The sequence below is a fragment of the uncultured Streptomyces sp. genome (genome assembly GCF_947488945.1).
Taxonomy (GTDB): Bacteria; Actinomycetota; Actinomycetes; order Streptomycetales; family Streptomycetaceae; genus Streptomyces.
In genome coordinates, this window is record NZ_CANLBS010000006.1 from 189,590 (window position 1) to 213,951 (window position 24,362).

General features: G+C 68.9%; 19 protein-coding genes and 1 pseudogene. 8 read left to right on the forward strand and 12 right to left on the reverse strand.

Translation table 11 applies throughout. The features are described from left to right. Positions 1 to 114: 114 nt before the first annotated feature. The 5 genes from Q0994_RS11700 to Q0994_RS11720 form a co-directional block, all read right to left on the reverse strand. A complete protein-coding gene (locus tag Q0994_RS11700; protein WP_299532553.1) occupies positions 115 to 882 on the reverse strand; it encodes a succinate dehydrogenase iron-sulfur subunit in 768 nt (255 codons plus the stop codon). Continuing rightward, positions 882 to 2,642 (reverse strand): succinate dehydrogenase flavoprotein subunit, encoded by a 1,761-nt coding sequence (sdhA, locus tag Q0994_RS11705; protein WP_299532555.1) that lies wholly within the window; start codon positions 2,640 to 2,642, stop codon positions 882 to 884. The genes Q0994_RS11700 and sdhA overlap by 1 nt, the downstream gene beginning before the upstream one ends. Positions 2,643 to 2,671: 29 nt before the next feature. Beyond that, positions 2,672 to 3,148 (reverse strand): succinate dehydrogenase hydrophobic membrane anchor subunit, encoded by a 477-nt coding sequence (locus Q0994_RS11710; RefSeq protein WP_299532557.1) that lies wholly within the window; start codon positions 3,146 to 3,148, stop codon positions 2,672 to 2,674. 5 nt (positions 3,149 to 3,153) lie between these two features. Continuing rightward, complete coding sequence (gene sdhC / locus Q0994_RS11715; protein ID WP_299532559.1) at positions 3,154 to 3,534, reverse strand: succinate dehydrogenase, cytochrome b556 subunit; 381 nt, start codon at positions 3,532 to 3,534, stop codon at positions 3,154 to 3,156. A 301-nt stretch (positions 3,535 to 3,835) separates the two neighbouring features. Next, entirely contained in the window at positions 3,836 to 4,366 is a 531-nt protein-coding gene (locus Q0994_RS11720; RefSeq protein ID WP_299532561.1) for a 2-oxo-4-hydroxy-4-carboxy-5-ureidoimidazoline decarboxylase, read from the reverse strand. Between the two features lie 366 nt (positions 4,367 to 4,732). On the opposite strand from Q0994_RS11720, the gene Q0994_RS11725 reads away from it, so the two are divergent. The 4 genes from Q0994_RS11725 (at position 4,733) to Q0994_RS11740 (ending at position 10,272) form a co-directional block, all read left to right on the forward strand. After that, positions 4,733 to 6,331, forward strand: coding sequence for a glycoside hydrolase family 20 protein (locus Q0994_RS11725; RefSeq protein ID WP_299532564.1), 1,599 nt, complete (start codon positions 4,733 to 4,735; stop codon positions 6,329 to 6,331). Positions 6,332 to 6,549: 218 nt separating this feature from the next. Continuing rightward, positions 6,550 to 6,879, forward strand: a complete 330-nt coding sequence (locus Q0994_RS11730; RefSeq protein WP_299532567.1) for an NIPSNAP family protein — start codon at positions 6,550 to 6,552, stop codon at positions 6,877 to 6,879. Positions 6,880 to 7,474: 595 nt separating this feature from the next. Next, positions 7,475 to 9,349 carry a beta-propeller fold lactonase family protein gene (locus Q0994_RS11735; protein ID WP_299532569.1) on the forward strand — a complete coding sequence of 625 codons (1,875 nt, stop codon included), beginning with the start codon at positions 7,475 to 7,477 and terminating at the stop codon, positions 9,347 to 9,349. Positions 9,350 to 9,552: 203 nt separating this feature from the next. After that, entirely contained in the window at positions 9,553 to 10,272 is a 720-nt protein-coding gene (locus tag Q0994_RS11740) for a hypothetical protein (RefSeq protein ID WP_299532571.1), read from the forward strand. 159 nt (positions 10,273 to 10,431) lie between these two features. Here the strand turns inward: Q0994_RS11740 and Q0994_RS11745 are convergent. After that, positions 10,432 to 10,626, reverse strand: a pseudogene (locus Q0994_RS11745) (TetR/AcrR family transcriptional regulator); the annotation flags it as partial. Positions 10,627 to 11,012: 386 nt separating this feature from the next. Here Q0994_RS11745 and Q0994_RS11750 point away from each other — a divergent pair. Further along, the gene (locus Q0994_RS11750) at positions 11,013 to 12,734 is read left to right on the forward strand and encodes a DUF262 domain-containing protein (RefSeq protein WP_299532573.1); all 1,722 of its coding nucleotides are present in this window, start codon (positions 11,013 to 11,015) and stop codon (positions 12,732 to 12,734) included. A gap of 22 nt (positions 12,735 to 12,756) precedes the next feature. After that, the gene (gene radC / locus Q0994_RS11755; protein ID WP_299532575.1) at positions 12,757 to 13,419 is read left to right on the forward strand and encodes a RadC family protein; all 663 of its coding nucleotides are present in this window, start codon (positions 12,757 to 12,759) and stop codon (positions 13,417 to 13,419) included. Positions 13,420 to 13,424: 5 nt separating this feature from the next. Here radC and Q0994_RS11760 read toward each other — a convergent pair whose 3' ends face one another. The 5 genes from Q0994_RS11760 to hsdR all read right to left on the reverse strand — a co-directional run bounded on the left by Q0994_RS11760 (position 13,425) and on the right by hsdR (position 20,242). After that, positions 13,425 to 14,567 (reverse strand): restriction endonuclease subunit S, encoded by a 1,143-nt coding sequence (locus tag Q0994_RS11760; RefSeq protein ID WP_299532577.1) that lies wholly within the window; start codon positions 14,565 to 14,567, stop codon positions 13,425 to 13,427. Then, entirely contained in the window at positions 14,564 to 16,078 is a 1,515-nt protein-coding gene (locus tag Q0994_RS11765) for a class I SAM-dependent DNA methyltransferase (RefSeq protein WP_299532579.1), read from the reverse strand. Before Q0994_RS11765 ends, Q0994_RS11760 begins: the two co-directional genes overlap by 4 nt. Position 16,079: 1 nt before the next feature. Continuing rightward, on the reverse strand, positions 16,080 to 17,021 hold the full coding sequence (locus Q0994_RS11770; RefSeq protein WP_299532582.1) for a nucleotidyl transferase AbiEii/AbiGii toxin family protein: 942 nt from the start codon (positions 17,019 to 17,021) through the stop codon (positions 16,080 to 16,082). Continuing rightward, complete coding sequence (locus Q0994_RS11775) at positions 17,018 to 17,617, reverse strand: hypothetical protein (protein WP_299532584.1); 600 nt, start codon at positions 17,615 to 17,617, stop codon at positions 17,018 to 17,020. Before Q0994_RS11775 ends, Q0994_RS11770 begins: the two co-directional genes overlap by 4 nt. Before the next feature lie 102 nt (positions 17,618 to 17,719). After that, on the reverse strand, positions 17,720 to 20,242 hold the full coding sequence (gene hsdR / locus Q0994_RS11780; RefSeq protein WP_299532586.1) for an EcoAI/FtnUII family type I restriction enzme subunit R: 2,523 nt from the start codon (positions 20,240 to 20,242) through the stop codon (positions 17,720 to 17,722). A gap of 697 nt (positions 20,243 to 20,939) precedes the next feature. On the opposite strand from hsdR, the gene Q0994_RS11785 reads away from it, so the two are divergent. Continuing rightward, positions 20,940 to 21,704 carry an RNA polymerase sigma factor gene (locus Q0994_RS11785; protein ID WP_299533042.1) on the forward strand — a complete coding sequence of 255 codons (765 nt, stop codon included), beginning with the start codon at positions 20,940 to 20,942 and terminating at the stop codon, positions 21,702 to 21,704. Next, the gene (locus Q0994_RS11790; RefSeq protein WP_299532588.1) at positions 21,704 to 22,918 is read left to right on the forward strand and encodes a hypothetical protein; all 1,215 of its coding nucleotides are present in this window, start codon (positions 21,704 to 21,706) and stop codon (positions 22,916 to 22,918) included. Before Q0994_RS11785 ends, Q0994_RS11790 begins: the two co-directional genes overlap by 1 nt. A 282-nt stretch (positions 22,919 to 23,200) precedes the next feature. On the opposite strand, the gene Q0994_RS11795 is transcribed toward Q0994_RS11790, so the two are convergent. Next, positions 23,201 to 24,352: an acyltransferase gene (locus tag Q0994_RS11795; protein WP_299532591.1), complete on the reverse strand. Its 1,152-nt coding sequence runs from the start codon at positions 24,350 to 24,352 to the stop codon at positions 23,201 to 23,203. Positions 24,353 to 24,362 lie beyond the last annotated feature (10 nt).

Below are 24,362 nucleotides of genomic sequence, written 5' to 3' on the forward strand. Positions count from 1 at the left end.
CGTCGGTCGCACGACCGTACCGCCCGAACTGCCGGCACGCAGCAACAGGCCCCGCCCACCGCCGGATTCGCCGGGGTGCGCGGGGCCTGTCGGGACGGCCGTGGGCCGGGCGGGTCAGAAGCGACGCGTGATCAGCGCGCGCTTGACCTCCTGGATCGCCTTGGTGACCTCGATGCCACGCGGGCAGGCGTCCGTGCAGTTGAACGTGGTGCGGCAACGCCACACGCCGTCACGGTCGTTGAGGATCTCCAGGCGCTGCTCGCCGGCCTCGTCGCGCGAGTCGAAGATGAAGCGGTGCGCGTTGACGATCGCCGCCGGGCCGAAGTACTGCCCGTCGTTCCAGAACACCGGGCACGAGGACGTGCACGCGGCGCACAGGATGCACTTGGTGGTGTCGTCGAACCGCTCGCGGTCCTCGGCGGACTGCAGGCGCTCGCGGGTCGGCTCGTTGCCCTTGGTGACGAGGAAGGGCATGACGTCGCGGTACGCCTGGAAGAACGGGTCCATGTCGACCACGAGGTCCTTGAGGACCGTGAGGCCCTTGATGGCCTCGACCGTGATCGGCTTCTCCGGGTTGATGTCCTTGATCAGCGTCTTGCAGGCGAGCCTGTTCTTGCCGTTGATCCGCATCGCGTCGGAGCCGCAGATGCCGTGGGCGCAGGAACGGCGGAACGTCAGGGTGCCGTCCATCTCCCACTTGATCTTGTGAAGGGCGTCGAGGACACGCTCCTTCGGGTCGATCTCGATCTGGAAGTCCTGCCACTGCGCCTCGTCCGAGACCTCCGGGTTGAAGCGGCGGATGCGGATCGTGGCGGTGATGTAGGGGGAGTCCGCGAAGCCCGGCTCGGGCGTGCTGGTCTTCTCCAGGGTCGGGGTTGCCATCAGTACTTACGCTCCATCGGCTGGTAGCGGGTCTGGACGACCGGCTTGTAGTCGAGCCGGATCGACTCGGTGCCGTCGGCCGCCACCTCGCGGTACGCCATGGTGTGGCGCATGAAGTTGACGTCGTCGCGGTTGGGGTAGTCCTCGCGGTAGTGACCGCCGCGGGACTCCTTGCGGGCCAGTGCCGAGGTCGCCATGACCTCGGCCAGTTCGAGCAGGTTGCCCAGCTCGATGGCTTCCAGGAGGTCGGTGTTGAACCGCTTGCCCTTGTCCTGGATCGACACGTTCAGGTAGCGCTTGCGGAGCTCGGCGATCTTGTCGACGGCCGTCTTGATGGTCTGCTCCGTGCGGAACACCATCACGTTGGCGTCCATGCACTCCTGGAGCTCCAGGCGCAGCGTGGAGACGCGCTCGGTGCCCGTGGAGTTCCGCAGCCGCTCGACCTGGGCCTCGACCAGCTCGGCCGGGTTCTCGGGAAGCGCGACGAAGTCGTTCTTCGCGGAGTACTCGGCGGCGGCGATGCCCGACCGGCGTCCGAAGACGTTGATGTCGAGCAGCGAGTTGGTGCCCAGGCGGTTGGCGCCGTGCACCGACACGCAGGCGACCTCGCCGGCGGCGTACAGGCCCGGGACGACGGTGGTGTTGTCGGCCAGCACCTCGCCCTCGACGTTGGTCGGGATGCCGCCCATGGCGTAGTGCGCGGTCGGCTGGATCGGGATCGGGTCCGTGTAGGGCTCGATGCCGAGGTAGGTGCGCGCGAACTCCGTGATGTCCGGGAGCTTCGCGTCCAGCTGCTCCGGCGGCAGGTGCGTGAGGTCGAGGTAGACGTGGTCGCCCTCGGGACCGCAGCCGCGGCCCTCACGGATCTCCGTGTAGATGGAGCGGGACACGACGTCACGGGACGCGAGGTCCTTCATGACCGGCGCGTACTTCTCCATGAAGCGCTCGCCGTCCTTGTTGCGGAGGATGCCGCCCTCACCGCGGGCGCCCTCCGTCAGCAGGATGCCCATGCGCCAGATGCCCGTCGGGTGGAACTGGAAGAACTCCATGTCCTCCAGCGGCAGGCCCCGGCGCCAGGCGGCGGCCTGACCGTCGCCGGTCAGGGTGTGCGCGTTCGACGTCACCTTGAAGAACTTGCCGGTGCCGCCGGAGGCGAAGATGATCGCCTTCGCCTGGAAGACGTGGATCTCGCCGGTCGCCAGCTCGTAGGCGACGACGCCGGCGGACTTCTTCACGCCGGTCTCGGGGTCGTCCTGCAGCAGCAGGTCGAGCACGTAGAACTCGTTGAAGAACTCCACGCCCTCCTTGACGCAGTTCTGGTACAGCGTCTGGAGGATCATGTGGCCGGTGCGGTCCGAGGCGTAGCAGGACCGGCGGACGGGGGCCTCACCGTGGCTGCGGGTGTGCCCGCCGAAGCGGCGCTGGTCGATGCGGCCCTCGGGCGTCCGGTTGAACGGCAGGCCCATCTTCTCCAGGTCGAGGACGGCGTCGATGGCCTCCTTCGCCAGGATCTCGGCGGCGTCCTGGTCGACCAGGTAGTCGCCGCCCTTGATCGTGTCGAAGGTGTGCCACTCCCAGTTGTCCTCCTCCACGTTCGCCAGCGCGGCGGCCATGCCGCCCTGCGCGGCGCCCGTGTGGGAGCGGGTGGGGTAGAGCTTCGTCAGCACGGCGGTGCGGCTGCGCTTCGTCGACTCGATCGCGGCGCGCATGCCGGCGCCGCCCGCACCGACGATGACGGTGTCGTACTTGTGGATCTGCATGATTTCCTCTGGTCCCTCTGGCCCGGCGCCTAGCGGATGTTCGGGTCGAAGGTGAAGATCACCAGCGTGCCCAGCAGGACGGTGAAGACCGTGGCGGTGTACAGGAGCATCTTCAGCCAGAAACGGGTCTTGTCCCGCTCGGCGTAGTCGTTGATGACCGTACGGAGGCCGTTCGCCCCGTGGAGCATGGCCAGCCACAGCATCGCCAGGTCCCAGACCTGCCAGAACGGCGAGGCCCACCGGCCCGCCACGAAGGCGAAGCCGATCTTGGAGACACCGCCGTCCAGCACGAGCTGGATCAGCAGGTGGCCCAGGACCAGGACGACGAGCACGATGCCCGACAGGCGCATGAAGAGCCAGGCGTACATCTCGAAGTTGGTGCGGGAGCCCTTGGGGGTCTTGCCCGTCCGCTTGCGCGGGGGCTCGATCACCGGAGCCGGGTTCTCCACGTCGAACAGGCTCACGCCTTCGACGTCGCCGATCGCGGCAGGGGTGTTGGCGGACATCGGCCTCAGCTCCCGAACAGTTCGCGTGCGGCGTGTCCGAGGACGGGGTACAGGGCCCCGACCATCAGCACGATCCAGATGCCCAGCACGGTCCAGAGCATCTGCTTCTGGTAGCGCGGGCCCTTGGCCCAGAAGTCCACGGCGACGATCCGCAGACCGTTCAGCGCGTGGAAGAGGATGGCGGCAACCAGCCCGTACTCCAGGAGAGCGACGGGCACGGTCTTGTAGGTGGACACGACGTCGTCGTAGGCCTCGGGAGAGACGCGGACGAGAGCGGTGTCCAGGACGTGTACGAACAGGAAGAAGAAAATGAGGACACCGGTGACTCGATGAGCCACCCAGGACCACATGCCTTCCCGGCCGCGGTACAGCGTTCCAGCCGGCACGGAAGAACCCTCCGGGAGCGGGGATTGGGGTCGGCCGGCTTGACTGTCGGTCTGACCCGGCCGGGTACGGTCCACCGGCCCCGGCCATCGTAGCGACGCTTTGTCGGTTCGTTCGCGCCGGGGCCACAGGTGTGATCAAAGAGGCAAAAGAACTGGGCACCAACGGGCTAGGCGGATCGTTTCCCTGCCTGGTCCCCGCACGCCCCGCCGCCGCCGCGGGCGGGTGCACTTGTCGTCGGATATCCCCGCGTACCCCCCGGATCGCGGGGTGCGCGCCGGCCCCGCGGAGCGCTCCCCGGCCTCAGACCGGGTCGGGCCGGCGCGCCTGCTCGGTGACCATCTCGACGATGCGGGCCCGGGCGAGCCGCCGCATCTCGTCCGCCGTGACCGCCCGCTCCTCGTCCTCGTCGTTCTCCATCCGGGCCCGGATGGTCGCCAGTACCTGGTCCACGTGCTGGGAGGGCGGGACGGCGTCCAGGCAGATCACGAAGGCGTGCCCGAATGTGCTCTCGTACGCGGCGTGCGCCGCCCGCAACGCCAGATGGGCCGCGCGCGGGGCGTCGTGGTGCAGGCAGGGGGCCGTCTCGTCGGCCAGCGCCTCGGCCATGTCCGGCGCCGGCAGGTCGTACCCCGCCTCGTCGGCGGCGGCCAGCATCGCGTCCAGGTCCGGGTAGGGACGGTGATCGACAATCCGTCGGGCCCAGCGACGGCTGCCGCAGCACTCCCGCAGCGCGGCCTCGGCCTCCGGGCGCGGCAGGGCGTTGAACCGGGCGACGCCGTCGGCGGACCGGGGCAGCGCGAGCCCCGGCGTGGCGGGGCCGCGGTGCTGCACCGGAACGCCGGGCGCACCGGTCCGGGGCGCCGACGGGCGCTCCGGGAGACCGGCGGCGGATTCGCTGGACCTGGACAGCGTGGACTCCTCGGACGAAGGACATCTGTGACTCTGAAAGAGGGGCCGGAGAGAGTTGAGGTTGCTCGGAGGAGCGAGCGAAGGGAGAGGCTGGTGTGCCGCAACGCTAGCGAGGCCCGACCACGGCCGTTCGACGGACGGAGAAAATTCACCGGAACGAGAGAGTTTCGGAACATGTGACGGTAAACGAGCGACCCTCTCGCGAGGCTCGACTCACCCGAACGGGGTACCTCGGACGAACCCGCCGCCGTACCCGCTTCTCCCTCTCCCCACGGAGGTGCCCTTCCGATGACGCACGCACGCGGCCCCCTGGCGGCCGTCACGACCGCCCTCACGACCGCCGTCGCCCTCACGCTCGCCTCCTGCGGGTCCTCGGACTCCGGTTCCGGCGACTCCTCCACGCCGCCCCGCGCCGCCCCGTCGTCCTCCGCCCCGCCCTCGCCGAGTCGCAGCTACCCGCTCTCCGAGGCGCCCCGCACCATCCCGTCCGTCCGCGAGCACACCGCGGCCCGCGGCCCCGGCTGGAAGCCGGCCCCCTCGGCGGGCGTCGTCGTCGGCAGCGGGCGGCTCGCCGACGAGGGGCGCCTGATCGCCGAGGAACTGGGCCTGCGCTACCGCGGCGGGGCGGACGCCCGCGACGGCGACGTGGAACTGGGCCTCGCCACCGGGAAGAAGGGCCCCGCCGAGTCGTACACCCTCACCACCCGCGACGGCCGGGTCACCATCACCGGCGCGGACGAGGCGGGCGCGTTCTACGGGACCCGCACCCTCAAGCAGTCGGTCGAGGCGGACGGGGTCATGCCCGAGGGCGTCGTCAAGGACCGGCCGGGCAAGCCGCAGCGCGGCTTCAACCTGGACATCGCGCGCAAACCGTACGAGGCGGGATGGATCGAGGACCGGCTGCGCGAGATGGCCGACCTCAAGATGAACCAGTTCGGGCTGCACTTCTCCGACGACCAGGCGTTCCGCATCGAGTCGAAGAAGCACCCCGAGGTGGTCGCGGCCGACCACCTCACCCAGGCCGAGGTCAGGAAGATCGTCGCGCTCGCCTCCCGCCTGCACATCGACGTCGTCCCCGAGATCGACTCGCCCGGACACCTGGGAGCCGTCCTCGACGCCCACCCCGGCCTCCAGCTCCGCAACACCCGCGGCGTCGCGTCCCCGGGCTCCCTGGACATATCGAAGCCGGGCGCGGCCACCCTGATCGACGAACTGCTCGACGAGTACACCGACCTCTTCGGCGGCGCCTACTGGCACCTCGGCGCCGACGAGTACCAGGCGCTCACGGTCAGCGACCCGTCCGCCTCCTACCCGCAGCTCGCGAACGCCGCCCGCGAGAAGTACGGCAGCGGCGCGACCATCGAGGACCTGGCCACCGGCTGGCTCAACGACCGCGCCGACACGGTGCGCCCCAAGGGGATGACCGCCAAGGCGTGGAACGACGGGATGTTCTCCGGCGGCAGCGTCCAGGCCGACAAGGACATCGAGGTCGAGTACTGGACCGGCAAGGAGATCGGCGCCCGCGAGCCCGAGGCCTACCTGAAGGAGGGCCGGAACCTCGTCAACCTCAACGACGAGTTCCTCTACTACGTGCTCGGCGAGCCCAACACCTTCGTCTACCCGACCGGGGAGCGGATCTACGCACAGTGGACCCCGCAGGTCCTGCGCGGCACCACACCCGTCTCCGCGCGGTACTCCGACCAGATTCTGGGCGGCCGGTTCGCCGTCTGGGGCGACCTCCCGAACGCCCAGACCACCGCCCAGGTCGCCGAGGGCATCCGGATGCCGCTGTACGCCACCGCCCAGAAGCTCTGGGACCCGACCGATCCGACGCTGAGCTGGGCGCAGTTCCGCGCGCTGGCGGGGGAGATCGACGGTCGGGGGTGAGGCGTCGGGAACGCGGGGCCGGGAGCGGGAGCCGGCCCCGCCCGCCCCGGCCGCCCCGCGGTCCGCCGCGCGGCTCCGGGGGTGGCGGCCCCACCCGCTCCGCCGCACCCCGTTGCTCGTAGTCTCCGGAGCATGAACGGCACGCCCCCGGCGCGGACTGCGACGAGGACGCCTTCCGGGGCCTGCCGCGCCCGCCACACGACCCCGGAGCCGTCCGCATGATCACCGTCCACCTGAAGTACGAGATCGACCCCTACAAGATCGCCGAGTTCGAGGAGTACGGCCGCCGCTGGGTCCTGCTGGTCAACCGGTTCGGCGGCACCCACCACGGTTACTTCCTGCCGAGCGAGGGCGACAGCGACATCGCGTACGCCCTGTTCTCCTTCCCGAGCATGGCCGCCTACGAGCAGTACCGCACGGACAGCTTCGCGGACGAGGACTGCCGGGCGGCCTTCGCGTGGGCGGAGACCACCCGGTGCATCAGGCGCTACGAGCGCCGCTTCCTGCGTCCCCTGGACGCGCGGACGTCCGCCGTCGAAGCGAGCTGACGCCCCGCCGGGAAAGGGCCACGGCCGGGATCGCCGCTCCCGGCCCGGCTCGGCCGTGCGGTTCCTCCCCGACCGCGCGTGCACCCGGAGCCGCGCCGCGCGGCGCACGGGCAAAGCCGCGCGGCGCACGGGCAAAGGGGTGTTCCGCATCCGGTGCGGGGCAGGCCGCTTCGAAGTGGCTGTGCCTTCCGGCCGCTCGGCCCGTACTGCAGGACGCTTAGGCTTCGTCCCCCTCACAGGGCGCTAAACAGGTGTTTACGGACAGCTTTGGCCCGTATGCGGACAGTGGTCGGAGTGTGCCGTAGGGGCCGCCGCGACGACCGGGATGATGCCCGTGGCTCCACCCGGTCGCCGGTTTCCGGCATGCGCCGGGCGGGGCAAGGCTGTTGCGGCCCCCCATCCTGCCGCGGCGGTGTGCGGCACGAGACCGTGTACCCAGGGGCCACTCCGGGTGACGCGGTGCGTGATGTCCGAGGCCCCGCACGGCCGCCCCACCGGCACGTCGCGTGCGGAGCGAGCACGGCCGCACTGCTGCCGGTCCTCCAGGCCCCACCGGGGCCGCCGGCGGGTGCGGGCCCCTCGAAGGGAAAGTCCCGTGACTGCTCTACCCGCCAGACCCCGCCGCGCCCTGAAGTCGTGGGGACGCCGGATGACCGCCGCCACCGCCGGGAGTGCTCTGGCACTCGGTGGACTGGTCGCCCTGGCCGCCCCGCCCGCTCAGGCCCTCGCACCGGCCCCGCTCGCGTACGTCACCGACCTGATGGCGAACCAGGTGTCGGTGCTGGACACCGCCACCAACACCGTCACGGCCACGATCCCGGTCGGCAGCAGCCCGATCGGGGCGGTCGCCTCCCCGGATGCCGCACACGTCTACGTCACCAACAACGGCTCCGACTCGGTGTCGGTGATCGACGCCGCGACCAACACCGTCTCCGCGACCGTCGCGGTCGGCGCCGGCCCGATCGGCGTGGCCGTCTCCCCGACCGGAGGCAGCCTCTACACCGCCGGCAGCAGCGCGAACACGCTCTCGGTGATGGACACCGCCACGAACACCGTCACCGCGAGCATCCCGGTCGGCAGCCAGCCGTTCGGTGTGGCGCTGACCCCCGACGGTGCGCGCGCTTACGTGTCCAACAACGGCGGCAACACGGTGTCGGTGGTCGACACCGCCACCGCGGCGACCGTGGCGACCGTCGGCGTCGGGCAGAAGCCCAACTTCATCGCGGTGACTCCGGACGGTTCACGCGCCTACGTCGGCAACCAGAACTCCCACAACGTGTCCGTCATCGACACCGCCACCAACACCGTCACCACCACGATCCCGGTCGGCATCGGCCCGTTCGGCCTCACCCTGTCCCCGGACGGGACCCGCGCCTACGCCAGCAACAACTCCGCCTCGTCCGTGTCGGTGATCGACACCGCCACCGACACCGTCACCGCGACCGTGGGCGTCGGCAACGGCCCCTTCCAGAGCGCCGTCACCCCCGACGGCGCCCTCGCCTACGTGCCCAACGGCTACGCCGGGACCCTGTCGGTCATCGACACCGCCACCAACGCGGTCACCGCGACCTTCCCCCTCGGGTCCTTCCCGTACTCGGTGGCCTTCGCCACGGCGGGCGGCGGCGCCCCTGCCGCGGACCTGTCGGTGGCCGTATCCGACTCCGCCGATCCCGCCGCCCTCGGCGGCACCTACACCTACACCAGCACCGTGACGAACGACGGACCCGACGACGCCACCGGCGTCACCGCGACGACGACGCTGTCCGGCGCGGCCCGCACCGTCGGCTCCGCCACCTCCTCGCAGGGCACCTGCGCGATCACCGCCCCCACGATCACCTGCGCGCTGGGCCCGCTGGCCGACGGGGCTTCGGCCACGGTCACGATCGCTGTGGAACCGGCGGCGACGGGCACCATCACCGCCACGACCACCACCACCGCCGACCAGGACGATCCGGCACCCGCGAACAACACGGACGCCGAGACGACCACCGTCGACAACGCCAACGGGTGCACCATCACCGGCACCCCCGGCAACGACACCCTCAACGGCACGAACGCCGCCGACGTGCTCTGCGGCCTGGGCGGCAACGACACGATCGACGGGAAGAACGGCGACGACATCCTCCACGGCGGGTCCGGTGACGACGTCATGGGCGGCGGGAACGGCGCCGACACCCTCTACGCGGGGGCGGGGAACGACACCAACTACGGTGAGACTCTCCTCGGTTCGCTGCTGTACCTGTTCGACAACGGCAGCGACCACATCTACGGAGGCCCGGGCAACGACGACCTCGACGGGCAGAACGGCAACGACGTCCTCGTCGACACCTCCGGCACCGACACCATGAGCGGCGCCCTGGGCAACGACAGCATCGACGTCCAGGACGGGGCCGGCGGCGACATCGCCAACGGCGGCCTCGGCACCGACACGTGCACCGCCGACACCGGTGACACCCTCAGCAGTTGCTGACACCGGCCTCCTGAAGGGGGTGTGGCCGCCCGCAGTCCTCACTGCGGGCGGCCACGGCCCGGCCGGACCGTTCCGCACCACGCGCAGGTGTTCCACTCCGGGCACCGGTCCGGAAGTGGTATCCGCGCCGAACCGTCCGCGACGGACGACCGGACCTCGTGATTTCGGAACGTGCCCCAACTCCCTTGGTTACGCTGCGACTCATGGGTCTTTTCCACAAGAGGGGCAAGCAGCCCACGCCGGGTGAGCAGCGGGAGACCAGCTTCGGCGGTGCTGAACTGGATGCGTTGAGGCCGTTCGTCGTGCCGCCCGACGGGCTCCCGCCCGGGGCCGCCGAAGGCGCGCCCGTCGCCCTGCCGGGACTGGTCATGGCGACGGCCCTGTTCAGCGGCAGCCGGCTCGACTTCCTGCCCGTGTCGTCCATGGATCAGCTCGGCGGCAGCGAGGCGGTGTGGAGACGGGCGATGTACAACGTGGAGAACCTGGACGGGCTGAGGGTGGTGCGCGAGGCGTGCGACGCGGCGCGCGAGGACACCGAGTTGGTGACCCTCACGGGGGACGACCCCTTCGTCGCGTCCCGGGTGGCCGTACTGGACTGGCTGGTCGGCCAGGTGCACGGAGCCCCGGCCGGCTACGGCGTGATGGTCGCCGTGCCGTCCTGGCACACACTGATTCTGCACGTGGTGAGAGGCGTGGGGGTCCTGACCGCTGTCGAGACCATGGCGCTGGCGGCCGGTCACTGGTTCCGGACCGCGCAGGGCAATCAGGGCGTCAGCCCCGAGGTCTACTTCGTCGCCCCCGACCGCCGGGCCCAGCGCGTCGCGTACCCGGACGCCGACGGAAAGGTCGTCATCGACACGACCGGCCTGATGGGCGACATGCTGTTCGGGCCGGCGCCACGCGGCCTCGGCCTCAAGAAGTAGGCACGACCCCGCGTACGTCGCGCCGGGCCGTGCCGCTCTTCGGGCGGAGCACGGGACGGCCGGACTCCGGGCTTGTGCCAACTTCGCGACTGCCAGGAGGGAAACGCGGGGCGGTGGCGAAGAGGGCGGGGCGAGGGCCACGGCACCCCGGCCCACGGATCAGAGAGCGCGATTGCGCAGGGCCGAGATGCCGGCGAGAAAGATGTCCACCCCGGCAAGGAACTGCGCACGGTCGTCGTGCTCGCCCGAGCGGGTGGCCGCCGCGTGCACGAACGGGCCGGCGTGGAGGCGTGCGTTCGAGGCGTTCTGCGCAGCGGCCCCGAGGACGTAGTTCATGAGCGCGCCGGCTGCGTCGACAACCGGGCTCGCGACAGGGCGGTTCGCGTCCTCGGACCTGAACAGCCCCGTGCCGCCGGTCAGCAGGGCTGCAAAGGACGACGACCGGGGTCGCCACCCCCGGCCCTGAGGAGTCGTAGGTGGCGTCTGAACAGGTGTTTTGTAGCCCTGGTGGAGGCTTCGATTGCCGCCTTGATCTGTCCCCATCTGGGTACTTCTGGCTGTTCCTGGCCGCTGTTGGCCACGCGTTGGCCACGGCGTCCAACCGTCGAGGGTGTTGGATGTTCGAACGGCACGGGGGCACGCAGCGGGACTGCGTGCCCGCTCGGCGGATTGTCAGTGCCGACTCCTAGGATTGTCTTGACAGCTGCACAGGCGATTAGGCATAGCAGTGGAGGGGCGGAATGGGGTCATCTCAGGGCTCGGGGCGCATCACAGCGCCTGAACCGACGATTGCGCCGATCTCGACGCTCGCGCACCGTGTGCTGTCCGGAGAGATCGTTCTGCCGAAGTACCAGCGGGCGTTCGTCTGGGAGCCGGAACAGGTTCTCTACCTGCTGGACTCGGTCCGCCGGAACTATCCCATCGGCAGTTTGCTGATGTGGCGCACGTCCGATCGTCGGCTCGCTAGTGGTCACGAGATTGCTGGGCTGACCGCTGTCCCACAAGTGCCAGGCGCTCCGGTTCAGTACGTCATCGATGGACAGCAGCGACTGGCGAGCCTCGTGGGCGCGATGCACGGCCAGGGCGCACGGTGGAGGATCGGATTCGACCTGGCCCGTGAAGAGTTCCTGTACCTCACGGAGGAAACCCCGGCTGGTGCGCACATCATCCCCGTGCGCGACCTCGACTCGGCGGGCTCAATGATGGCGTGGGTGCTGAGGGATAAGCCGACGGACGAGCATGTGCGGCGCGCTCAGGCACTGAGCGATCAGTTCCGCGGGTATCAGGTGCCGGTCGTCACCATGGTCGAGGTCACTGAGGAGGACTCGGCCCGTATCTTCGAGCGGATCAACAGCACGGGCACGAGGATGGACATCGTCGATCTTGTGCGCGCCGGGACCTGGTCGAGCGACTTCGACCTCAAGGAAGAGATCGAACAACTGCTGCAGGTCCTCGACCGAAAGCGGTATGGCCGGGTCGACACCAAGACGATGCTCCGCACGATCTCCGCAGCCGCAGGACTGGGGTTCTCCACGAAGTCCATCCAGGACCTGAGGCGTCTCGACCCCGCAGAGCTGCACGGTGCGGTGACCGAGGCTGGCAAGGCGGCTGCTCGAGCGGTCGACTTTCTCTTCACTCAGATCCGGACTCCTCGTGCCGAGGCTTTGCCGTATTACAACCAGTTCGCAGTTCTGGTGGAGCTGTTCCGGCAGCTCCCCAAGCCGTCCGCCGATCAATACGCAGCGATCGGCCGGTGGTTTTGGCTGACGGCGAGCAGTGAGTACTTCAAGGGCTGGCGCGAGTCTCAGATGACGGCCGACCTTGACGCGGTGTCCGCCTTTGCTACTGGCCAGGCGACGGAGATCGAGACCGGGGCGGCCCTGCCGCGCGACGTGCTTTGGCAGCGGACGCAGTTCTCACGTGCCAACGCACCAACCAAGCTGCACGTCTTGCTGATGTCGTACGAGAAGCCAGTGGACCTCAACACCGGTCAGGCCATCGACACCGACAAGGCGCTGGCCGGGCAGAACGACAAGCAGTTCCACCACTTCTTTCCGCGTGCCTTTCTGAAGCGAAGCGGAGTGAGCGCGACTCGGGCGAACGTGTGCGGAAACCTGATTATGTTGAGTGCGATCACCAACAACAACGTCTCAGACTCTCCGCCCTCGGTATATCTCAAGGACTTGATCGACTGGCACGGCGAGGACACGCTGAGGGCGCGACTGCGGACCTGTCTCATCGAGGAGGACGCCTACCAGGCTGCTCTGCGAGACGACTATGAGGGCTTTCTGAGGGCCCGCTCGCGGACGCTGCACGCGCGTCTGATCGACCTGATCGGATCGGCGGCTGAGGGTGGCGATGACTCTAGGCCGGGCATCACGTCGATGGGCGCTGAGGAGTCCGAGGAGCCCGATCCCGTACCCGACGACGCGGAGCCGTTCGATCGCGACTCGGTCGACTGAGCCGGGCCTGATCAGCATGCGCATGAGGGAGGTCCCGGCGCAGGATCGGCCGAGAGAGCGGCTGCTCGACCGGGGTGCGGAGGCGTTGTCCGACCGGGAGCTTCTCGCGCTGCTGCTGGGAGCGGGACTGGCCGGTCAGGACGCCGTGGAGCTGGCGGGACGGTTGATCGCCCGGCACGGTGGGCTGCATGCGCTCTCGCGCGTCCCTGCCCACGAGCTCGCCGCCGGTCTGCCGGGTGTGGGTCCGGCGAAGGCGGCGCGGGTCGCGGCCGCGTTTCAGCTGGGACGGCGGGTGTCGGCGCAGCAGGCTCCCGGCCTGCGGCGAATTTCCGGCTCCGCCGATCTGGCGGCCGTCGCGAGCCCTCTCCTCCGTGGCTTGCGCCATGAACGCGCGGTTCTGGTGACCTGCGATGGGGCGGGCGCGATCCTCCGGACATCCGTCCTCACCGATGGCGCGTCCGACCGCACTCTCGTCCCGGTCCGCGACACCCTCGCTCGCGTTCTCGCCCTCGGCGGTGCCGCGTTCGGTGTCGCCCACAACCACCCCACCGGCCGCCTGACGCCGAGCGAGACCGACCGCCTCACGACATCCCGCCTTGCGGCGGGAGCGGAGACGGTCGGCCTGAGGTTCCTCGACCACGTCGTGGTGACGGACTCGGGGTGGCGGAGGGTTCCGACAGCCTGACCCGCCTACAGACGCCCGGAGAAGGCCGCGTCGAGCAGGCCCTTGCGCAGCGCGTCCATGTCCGCGACCTGGCGGGCGCCGGCCTCGGCGACGCGTCGGGTCAACGTGAGGCGTTCCACGATGCGGCGCTGTTCCGGTAGCGACGGGAGGGGAACCTCCGTGGCGAGTAGTCGACTTACGTTGACTCGCTGTCGGCGAGATCCCATGCCACTGCCTTGGTCCTTAAGGCGGTAGTGAAGCCCATCCCAACGCGCGAGATGAGTCATATAGGAAACGTCAGCAACCTCAGGGTCGATATCGAAGGTAGGGAATTCGTGAGACACGTGAATTCCGTGGAAATCTTCCGGAACGACCGCAAGCGACCCCTCCCAGCCAAAGAGCTTACTGTAAACAAACTGATGACTCTTCAGCTGGTTGTAGCGTGGGTACTTGGTCTCATTTCCCGAGATCGTGGGTCTGTGGAAAAGGCCCCGCCCTCGGTTCAGGATCCCTGCAGTTCGATACGTCTTCTCGGGTGAGACTGTTACAAAGTCGCTGCTCTCATCGAGTGCGCTAGAGAGCGGTCTTTGCTCTTTGATGGAGCCAAATAGTGCATCTGCGTGCTGTCGTACGAGTGCGTCCGAATCCTTCTTCAGCTGCACTACTCGGGAAATACTGTCCATCGCCGCGTCCAGCTTTTTGGCGATGCGGCGCTGTTCGGTGACGCTAGGTAGGTGAATTTGCTTCGCGGCAAAAGTCCGCGCCCCAAGTGTGCGATTTCGTCCCGCTGACCCCGGTGATGCGCTGCGAACTGCATTCAGTCCCGGACCGCCGTAGAAGTAGTGGAGCAAATAGCGGGCATCGGCAACCTTTGTATTCACCTGGTGCGTCATGAATCGATGTGAACCGATCATGCCACTTTCCCGTTCGGAGGCGATCGCTACGGCCCCTTCCCAGGCGAAGACATTGCTGAAGATGAGGTCGCCTGGTTGGATCCTGAAGACCTTTTTCCCGGCGATCTCCTCTGCCGCGACGGGATCCTTGTGGAAAACCCCTTTCCCGAACGACCGCAGGCCGATCTCGCAGTAGGTCTCCCCCGTCGCAGGCGTGATTGGCCGGCGCACGAGCGTCATGACGTCTTCAACCGCGTACTCAGTCAGTTCGGTCATTTCTTCTCCAGCTTCGCCCGCAGATCCTCGAGAGTCTTGAGGATCGCCGACTCCGTCTTTACCAGCTCGTCCACCAGCTCTTCGGGAGTGCGGTGAGCCAGTTCATCCCCGATGTGCGGGTTGGCACGGTCGAGGTTGTAGCCGTCGGCGATGATCTCCGACGCCGGGACCGACCAGGCGTGCTCCCCAGCTTCGCGGCCTTCGCGGGTCTTGCCGCCCCACCAGGCCACGCAGTCGTCGTACTCCTCTAGCCGCTGCGGCTTTGTCTTGGTGTAGCCGCGGCGACCCTCAGGGAGCGGGATCTCGTAAAACCAGACGTCCCGCGTGGGCCCGGTCTTCTCGAAGAAGAGGATGTTGGACGGGATCTGGGTGTAGGGCGCGAAGACGCCCTGTGGAAGGCGGACGACGGTGTGCAGGTTGCACTCCTTCATCAGCTTCTTCTTGATCTTCGCGCCGATCGAGTTCTCGCCGGAGGCGAAGAGCGAACCGTTCGGCAGGACGATCGCACAGCGGCCGCCCAGCTTCAGCTGGTCCAGGATCGAGTACAGGAAGAGCCAGGCCGTCTCCTGCGTCTGGAAAGCAGACGGGAAAGCCGTGACGACCGATGACTCCTCCTCCCCGCCGAACGGCGGATTGGTGAGGACCACGTCCACCTTGTCCGATGCCTGTGCGTTCCGCATGGTCAGGAGCGCGTTCTCGCGGCGGAGGCGAGGGGCGTGAACACCGTGGAGCAGCAGGTTCATAGAGGCCAGCAGATACGGCAACGGCTTCTTCTCGATGCCCTTGAGGTTCGCGTGAAGCTCACGCTGCTGCGTCTCGGTCTTCACCCTCCCCGCCAGTTCCTCGTACGCCTGCACCAGGAACCCGCCAGTCCCGCAGGCGGGGTCAAGGATCGTCTCATCGAGTTCGAGAAATGACTGCCGCACCATGAAGCGGTTGACGGGACGCGGTGTGTAGAACTCACCAGAGTCGCCAGCCGCGTCGCGCATCTCTCGCAGGATCGACTCGTAGACGAACGCCATGGTGTGGATATCGTCGTGCGAGATGAAGTGAATCTTGTTGACGATGTTCACGAGGTCACGCAGCAGCGTTCCCGACTGCATGCGGTTGACGACGTCCTTGAAGATCAGGGAGATGACGTTGCGCGGGTCCTCCGCCCCCCTGTCGGCTTCCCTGTCCAGGCCCGCCAGGTAGGGGATGAGCTTGTCGTTGACGAAGGTCTTCAGCTCGTTGCCGCTGAGGTCCTCGTCCGTCGCCCAGTCCGTCCAGCGGTAGGGCTTCTCGATCGCCCGGCGGTATCCGCCCGGGTCCAGCGCCTCGCCCTCTTCCTCGACGCGCTCCTCGAACGCTTTCAAGAACAGGAGCCAGGACAGCTGCGGCAACCGGTCCAGGTCGCCGTTCATTCCGGCGTCCTTGCGCATGGTGTCGCGTGCGGACTTGATCAGGGACGCGAGGCGAGCCTGCGTGGTGACGGGTGCCTTCTCCGCCGTTTTCCGTCTGGTCGCTGCCATGTCAGTTCAGTTGGTCCTTCTGCTTGTTCTGTCCCGGAAATGCGGCGTTCACGTCGTCCTGCCCCGCGTCCTTGGCGAGCGTCCGAGCCCACAGGCTGCGGACCAAGGTCATCGCGGCGTCGACGGTTGGTGGAGTGCCGGTCGCCAACTCCTCGGCGATGTCCGGGTAGTCGTCCCTCCATCGCGGTGGAGGGTCAGGAAGGATAAGGGGAACGTCGTGCGTGGCCCGTACCGCGAACACGTGTCGCACGGCCTTCAACAGGTCCATGTCGCCGGAGAGCCCGCTCTCGATCAGGAGCACGAGGTCCACTAAGTCCTTGACCCGAGTGTTGGGCCGATCGCCGTAGTCGCGGGTGAGCGCGTGGAGCTTCTCTGCGAAGTGCTGACGCCGGTCGACCGCCTCGATCGCACGCGCCGGCGCCCCGGCGAACTCCAGTGTGTTGGGCAGGGGCAGGAGCTCGGTGAGTGAGATCTCCTCGCCACGGTCGACCACGTCCACCCTGACACCGGCGAAGACCTTCCCCGCCAGGTGCGCCTCGACGGAAAAGCGCCACCCACCCCGCCCAGCGATGTCCGCCTTCAGAGCCGATGGCGTGGCGACACGGAACCGGAATCCGTCGGCGTCGAGGTCGCGGTCCAGAGCCTCGATGAGCATCTCGCGGACCGCATCCCCGTCAAGACCTCCGCCGACCGGCTCGGGCCGTACGGCAAGGTCGAGGTCCTTGGTGGTGCGCGCGCGCCCGGTGAAGCGGAACTCCATGACGGCACCGCCCTTCAGTACCCAGCCGCCGGCGCGGTCCTCGGCCAGCCGCGCCGCGAGACGGTCGAAGACGACCAGCCGCCGACGTCGAACCAGGTCCGTACCGGTCTCGGCGGCCTCCTGCTTGAGTCGCGCCTCCAGGGCCCTTCTCAGGTCCGCCGCATCCCTGTACCGCCCTGTCACGAGAGAGCTCCGAGCGCGCGCTCGATTCCCAACTCGGACCGTGGGCCGGAGAGCTGGGCTGCGTGCAGCAGCTTCCGACGGGTGATCATTCCGCGCTCCAGGGCCTCGGACACCGCGGATTCGAGCACGTCCTGGTCTTCCCCGTCGGCCGCACACTCCGCCAGCGCCCTCAGCGGCGTCGTCACCCGGTACCCCGTACGTCCCTCGCTGTCTCCGTCGGCGAGATTGGCATGGTGCAGGATCACCGCGTCCGTGGTCTGTCGGAAGGCGCGGGGCACGGTGACATGGATGCGGGAGGGGTTGGCCACCCCTAGATCATGGGCCGCCAGAGCGCTGGCATGTGAGATCACCGCGCGCCCCCTGCTCCACAGCGACCAGCGAACGAATTGCTCGTCGCCTTCACTCGGAAGGTCCGCGAACTCACTGAAACGGTAGATGGCCCGATCAACGGCGAGCCAGTTGCCATGCTGCGCGTGGTGGCGCTGGGCCTGGTACGAGTACCCCGCCTCCCGGGCCTGGGCGGCGGTGAAGTACCCCCGCTGTCCGGCGGCAATCCGCCAGAGTGTGGCCCGGGTGTCCGTACGATCTCTGAGCACCTCCCCAGCGTAACAGGACTCGAAACACAAAGGTGGCTTTACTTCACCATGAACCGTCAACATCAAAGTAAAGTCAACTTATAGTCCTGCGTCTTACGCCAGTCAGACCGCAGTGAGCAGCCGAGCCGCCAGTTCGTCGATGGCCTGATGTGCTTTACCTGGCTCTCCGAACCGGCTGGTCAGCTCGGCCACCCGTCCCATCTCGGTGAACGGTGGCACCTGGAGCGTCTCCACCTTCAGCTGCGGCGACCCGGACTCCTCGAACTTAAGGAGCATCGCTTCGAGCACCTCCCTGGCCCGGTCCCCGAAGGAGTCCAGGAACTCCGCGTGCTCCCGGCGGAACCACGTCAGTCGTTCGTCCCGGCTCACGACGGCGAGCCCGTCCCAGGCCACGGACACCAGCAGGTCCACGGGGTCGACCTCGCGCATGCCCAACTCCTCCGGCAGACGCTCCACGTCGATCTGTGCCGACTTCAGCGCCGCCATCAGAGCGGCTCGGCTCTTCGCCTGCGCCCACTGAGTACGCAACTGGGCCGGATCGAGATCGAGTTCCAGCACCCGGTCGTGCACCCACTGCTGTACGGTCACGAGCTGGAGTCGTTTCCCGTCGTCCTTGAGGATGTACCGCAGCTCACCCACCTTGTAGACGTCGACACCCTTGACTGTGAACCGGTTCCTGGAGCGGGAAAGAATCCTGTCGATCTCCTCCTCGTCGGTGATGTCGCCGTCCTGCGCTCCGGCTGCGGAGTCGACATCAGCGTCGAAAGCACCGCCGTCCTGTTGGGTGTACTCCGCCTGCGGCTCAGCGGCGGACTCTGCGTCCATATCCGGCTCGGACTCAGGCACAGGGGTCAGATCGTCCGAGCTCACCACCTCGCCCTGATCGTCAGTCCAGTCCCGGACCACCTTGAGCGGCGGTCCGTCGAAGGCCGGATCGTCAAAGAGTCGCGACGCCTCGACGAAGTCGATGATGTCGAACGACTCCTTGCCGATCTCCGGGCAGAGTCGAGTGCCTCTGCCGATGACTTGCTTGAACTCCGGCATGGAGGCCATGCGCCGGAACAGCACCACATTCCGCACAGGCGGCATGTCCACTCCCGTCGACAGCAGCTTCGACGTCACGGCGATGACCGGCTCGTTGCTGTCCGCCTTGCGGAACTCCTCCAGCGCTTCGCCACCGTGCGAACCGTCGTCTCCGACGATGCGCCGCACGAAGTCCGGGAGCGCTGCGACCTCCCCGGGGGCGGCGTTGAACAACGCGGTCCGCATTCGGGCCGCGTGGTCGTTGTTCTCGCAGAAGACGAGGGTCTTACCGAGCCGCCCCTCCTCGGCCGTCGCGCGCAGATGGTCGAGGAGGTACCGGGCCGCCAGCTCGGTCCGCTCAAGGATCACCATGACCCGTTCGTAGTCTTTGGGGCCGTAGAGATCGTCAGGAATCTCCCGACCGTAGATGTCCTTTTCACCCGGCTGCGGCCGGTAGCCCTCCACGTCCACGTTCAGTCGGACCCTGCGCAGTCGGTACGGCGAGAGGAACCCGTCTTCGATACCGTCCTTGAGCGAGTACGTGAAGACGGGGTTGCCGAAGTACTCGTATGTGTCGGTCTTCCGCCTGTCATCGGCGACCGGCGTAGCCGTGAGGCCGATCTGCACAGCCGGCGAGAAGTGTTGGAGGATCCTTCGCCAGCGACCGTCGCTGGCGGCGCTTCCGCGGTGGCACTCGTCCACGATGACGACGTCGAAGTAGTCTTCCGGGTACTCCCGGTAAAGCTCCTCTCCCTGGGCACCCTGCTCCAGGGTCTGGTAGAGGGCGAAGTAGATCTTCCGTCCGCGCTTGGCCTCACCTCCCGTGATCTTGTGGACGTCGTCCTTCCCGAACACTTCCTGGAAGTAACGGTCCTTGGGATCGTCGACGAGCATGTTGCGGTCCGCGAGGTACAGCACACGGGGTTTCCGGCCGCCGAATGCCTCGGGGGCGTTCATCAGCCGCGCCACCAACTGGAGCGCGAGCATGGTCTTGCCGGTGCCCGTCGCCAGGACGAGCAGAATGCGCCGCTCATCGCGGGCCAGAGCCGCCAACGCCCTTGTCACGGCCACTCGCTGGTAATAGCGCGGCCGCTGGGACGTGCTGTCGGAGTTGCGCAGGGTGTAGTCGTACGGGGTCGAGAGGAGCCGCTCGCCGAGCGGAGTGTCGCCCACGCCCTGGTCCTGAAGGAACCGCCCCCAGAGTTCCTGCGGGGAGGGGAACTCCTGGATGTCCCGGATCACCGGCCGCTTCGGGTCGCTGAAGTCGATCTCTACGATGTCGCGGCCGTTGGTGGCGTAGGCGAATCGCAGCCCCAACTTGCGCGCGTACCGCCGCGCCTGCTCGACCCCGTTCTCCGCGCTGAGCCGGTACCGCTTGGCCTCCACCACGGCGATCGGCACGTCCGCGACGTACTCCAGGACGTAGTCGGCGACCAACGGCCTGCCCTTGCGGTGACGCCTCTTGGTCGGCACGAGTTGTCCGTTGTTGATCCCGTACTGGGGCCTGATCTGCGGAGTGGTCCACCCGGAGGCCGCGAGCGCCGGAAGGACGAACCGCTTGCACGTCTCGTCCTCGGTCAACTGATTCGAACCGAAGGTCATGGGATCAGGTTTACTGCATGACTCTGACAGTTGAGCCGGGAGGGTGGAATCAGCCACTGCTCCGGCCGGTTTCCCTCTGGATCGCCAGTTCGGCAGTATCACGGCAGCCGGTGACCGGACTGACTGACGGTGTGTGAAGGCGTACGAGTTCGCTGCGGCACTCTTTGGCTTCGACCGCGTCGGCGAACGCTGTTCTGATCCCCGCGTCTATCGTTTGGTCGGGACCTTCTTCGTGCTGTCCCAGCGGGCAATGCGACGTTGCTAGGTGCGGCTACCCGGACACGGAGTCTGAAGCTCGCGTAGAGAAGGGCGGTGCTACGCAACGGACGGCAAAGGATCGGGTGATCGCCGACCGCGTTGGTCACGCGTTGGTCATGCGGAGGCCCCGCGACCCGCATATTGCCTGGTCAGAGCCGATAACTATGAGGACGACCGGGGTCGCCACCCCCCACAGGAGAGACCCCGGCCGCCTTCCACGAGGCCGCGGAGCGGCCCCGTACTCAAGACAGCGTCACGGCCGCGCTTTCTGTCACACCGCTGCCGGAGCCCGGCGTCGGCCGCTCGATACGGGTCGCTTCGTCGCGAGTGGCGCGAGCCATGGACGCGGTGCCGTGCGAGCACGTAGCGTGCTGATCCGCGCACGATCGCGCGAACATCGGTGACCAGCGGTGATTCGGGACGCAGGGCGGGTTGGGGAGTGCTGGGGGACGACGCGGAGCTGACCACCGCGGTGCTCGCGGCGCAGGACGGGGACGAAGAGGCCTTCCGTGCTGTGTACCGCGCCGTGCACCCGCGCTTGCTGGGCTACGTACGCACGTTGGTGGGGGACACGGACGCCGAGGACGTGGCCTCGGAGGCGTGGCTCCAGATAGCCCGTGACCTCGGGCGGTTCGCGGGTGACGCCGACCGGTTCCGGGGATGGACGGCGCGGATAGCCCGCAATCGCGCGCTGGACCATCTGCGCACGCGCGGCCGGCGTCCCGTGGTCGGCGGCGACGAGAGCGAACTGGCCGGGAGGCCCGCCGAGTCGGACACCGCGGCCGAGGCCATCGAGGCGCTGGCCACCGGCCGCACCATGGAGCTGATCGCCCGGCTCCCGCGCGACCAGGCGGAGGCCGTGGTGCTGCGGGTGGTCGTCGGCCTCGACGCGAAGAGCGCGGCGCAGACCCTCGGCAAGCGCCCCGGAGCGGTGCGCACCGCCGCGCACCGGGGGCTGAAGCGGCTGGCCGAACTGCTCGGCGGCGACCACCCCGCCGGGCCGAACGGAGGCGTGGCACCCGGATCGGGCGAAGCGGAGGACGGGGCGACGGGTTCCGTGAACGAGGATGACTCCGGAGCGGAATTGCGGGCCGTGCCCGCGCAGCGCGTCGTCCGCGGCGGTGCGGTGGCTCCGGCGGCCGCCGGGGCCCGCGGAGCCGCCGGTGTGACGCATTGGCGTCCGTGGACGCAGAAGGACATGTGATGGCCGACGAGCAGGACGAGTGGCTTGACGAGGAGGCCGCGGAGTCACTGCTGCGCGGCGAACCGGTGGTCCCTCTCGACGCCCCGGCCCGCGCGGCTGCGCTACGGCTGGCCCGGGCGCTGGACGAGGCCCGCGCGCACCGGCCGCAGGGCGGACTGCGCGGCGAGGAGGCCGCGCTGGCCGCGTTCCGGGAGGCCGCCGGCACCCCGGGCAAGCGGCGGTCCGCCGCCCAACGCCCGCTGACGGTACGGGCGGTGAGTCCGTCCGTCGGGATGGAGCTGCCCGATCCGGTCCGGCTCGGCGTCGCGCCGCCCGCCCGCAGGCGCCGGATGCGGCGCTCCGTCCGGTACGGACTGGTCGTGTCGCTCGCGGGCTGCGCGCTCGGCGGGGTCGCGGTGGCGACGGGCGCCGGCGTGCTGCCGGGCCCGTTCGGAGGGCACGGCACGGCTGCCCCGGCCGCCTCGGTCTCCGCACCCGCTCCCTCCGGCGTGCCGGACGGTGCGAAGACGTCCGGCCGCCCCGGCGACCCCTCGGAAACAGGCGCTCCCGGGACCGGCGGTGCGACCGGCGCGCCGGGCTCCGCAGGCGCCGGGAACGACGGCTCCACGCCCGGAAGCGGAACCTTCGGCGGGACGGGCGACCGGCCACTGCTGGGTGGAAGTGGAAGCGCAACGGGCGGGAGCGGAACGGGTCGGGACGGGACCGTCGACGGTCCGGACCGGGCGGGCGACGCGGCGCGGGACGGCGCCCCCGGCGCCTCGCGGAGCCCGTCCGGCGGTGACTGGCTCACCGCCGCGACCCAGCAGTGCCGCGACTACCGCGACGGCGATCTCGGCGCTGCGGAGCGCCGCAGGCTGGTGCGGACGGCCGGCGGAGAATCGAGCCTGGAGCGCCGCTGCGACCGCCTCCTCGGGGACGACGACGGCCGAAGCACGGACGGTTCGCGGGGCGGTGCCGGGGCCGACGGGGACCGCGAGGACGACGGCCCACACGACGACGGCCCCCGCGATCTCGGCGACGGTTCCGTCCGGAACTCCCGCGCGGAGAAGGAGTACGGCCCTTCGGGTGCGCGTGCCGGCGTCCGGCGGACGGTGGCGCCGCCGGGCGGTGCGTCGGCCGGGCGGGGAGGGCCGGGCGAGACGTCGGCCGACGGCAGGGTCACCTCCACCCGGACCGCGGTCTTCACCCGCACCGCCGTCACCGGCCGCCGCTGACCACTGCCGTCCACTGCCGTCCACCGCCGCTGACCACTGGACGGCCCCGCCTCCGGCTGTGATGCCGGTCACGACGGGGCGGTCCGGTGTGACGTTTCCCGGACGCCGGGCGCAGTAGAGAGTGAGCCGACTGGTCATCGGCCGCGCCCAGAGCCGGGGTTCCCCCCGTACCTTCGGCTCGGCGCACCGGCGCGGGCGGGACACGTTCCCCCGGTCCCGTCCGCGCCCCTTCTTCCCCGGCCGGCCTTCGCGCCGGTCCGCGCCTCGCCGAGCGGCGCGGGATCAGGCCGGTCTCGGCCGCTTCGCCTGTGCCGCCATGGTGCGCTTCAGCCGGGGACCGAACGGCTTCTCCACGAAGCGGTGCAGCAGGTACGCCAGCGTGAGCATCGAGAGCACCGACCCCACCAGCGTGACGTAGGGCGGCAGGTGCATCCACCGGTTCATCAGCCGGATCGCGAACCAGCCCAGGTGTTCGTGGACCAGGTAGAACGGATAGGTCAGCGTCCCCGCGAAGGTGAGCCAGCGCCAGTTCGCCCACCGCAGCCAGCCGAGCGCCACCGCCGCCACCGCGAGGAACGACAGCAGCACGATGAGCTGGATGACGTAGGGGGAGCGGTCGAAGTCGCCCTCCATGCCCGGGTGCCAGCCCGCGGTGACCGAGTACCGCTGCCCCAGCAGCATGCTGGTCAGGACGATCCCCCACAGCAGCAGGTCGCTGCCGTAGCGGTGGATGAGGTAGAGCGCCAGGCCGCCGATGAAGTACGGGGCGTGGTCCCGCATGACCAGCGCGTCGGTGAGCGGGGTGTCGGCGAGCCGGGCGAACGCGCCTGCCAGCGTCCAGGCGCAGCAGAAGACCACCACCCGGCGGTAGGTGACGCCCCGCCAGACCACGAAGACCGCGAACAGCACGTAGAAGCGCAGCTCGACCCAGAGGGTCCAGCAGACACCCAGCACCCGGTCGGCGCCCATGGGTTGCTGGAGCATGGTCAGGTTGACCAGGAACTCGTCCGGCCGTACCGGGGAGACCACCACCGGCAGCACCAGGGCGGCCGCGGTGACCAGCACGATCGCCACCCAGTAGGCCGGGTAGAGGCGGGCGACCCGGGAGCGGAAGAAGTCCCCGACCGTGCGGCCCCAGCTGCTCATGCAGATGACGAAGCCGCTGATGATGAAGAAGAGCTGCACGCCCATGCCGCCGTAGGTGGCGAACGCCGACAGGGTGGGGAACTTGATGCCCGGGGACTGCCCCCAGGACTCCGCGACCTGCCCGTTCTTTCCTGCGTAGTGGTAGCAGCAGACCATGAGGGCTGCCAGGATGCGCAGGCCGTCCAGGGCGCGCATCCGGTCCGTGCGGGTCCGGGGCGCGGTGGCGGGCTCCGGTAGGGCGGCGCTCTCCTCGGCGGGCTGCGCCGGGAGCGCCGTGACGGTCGTCATGTGGTCGGTC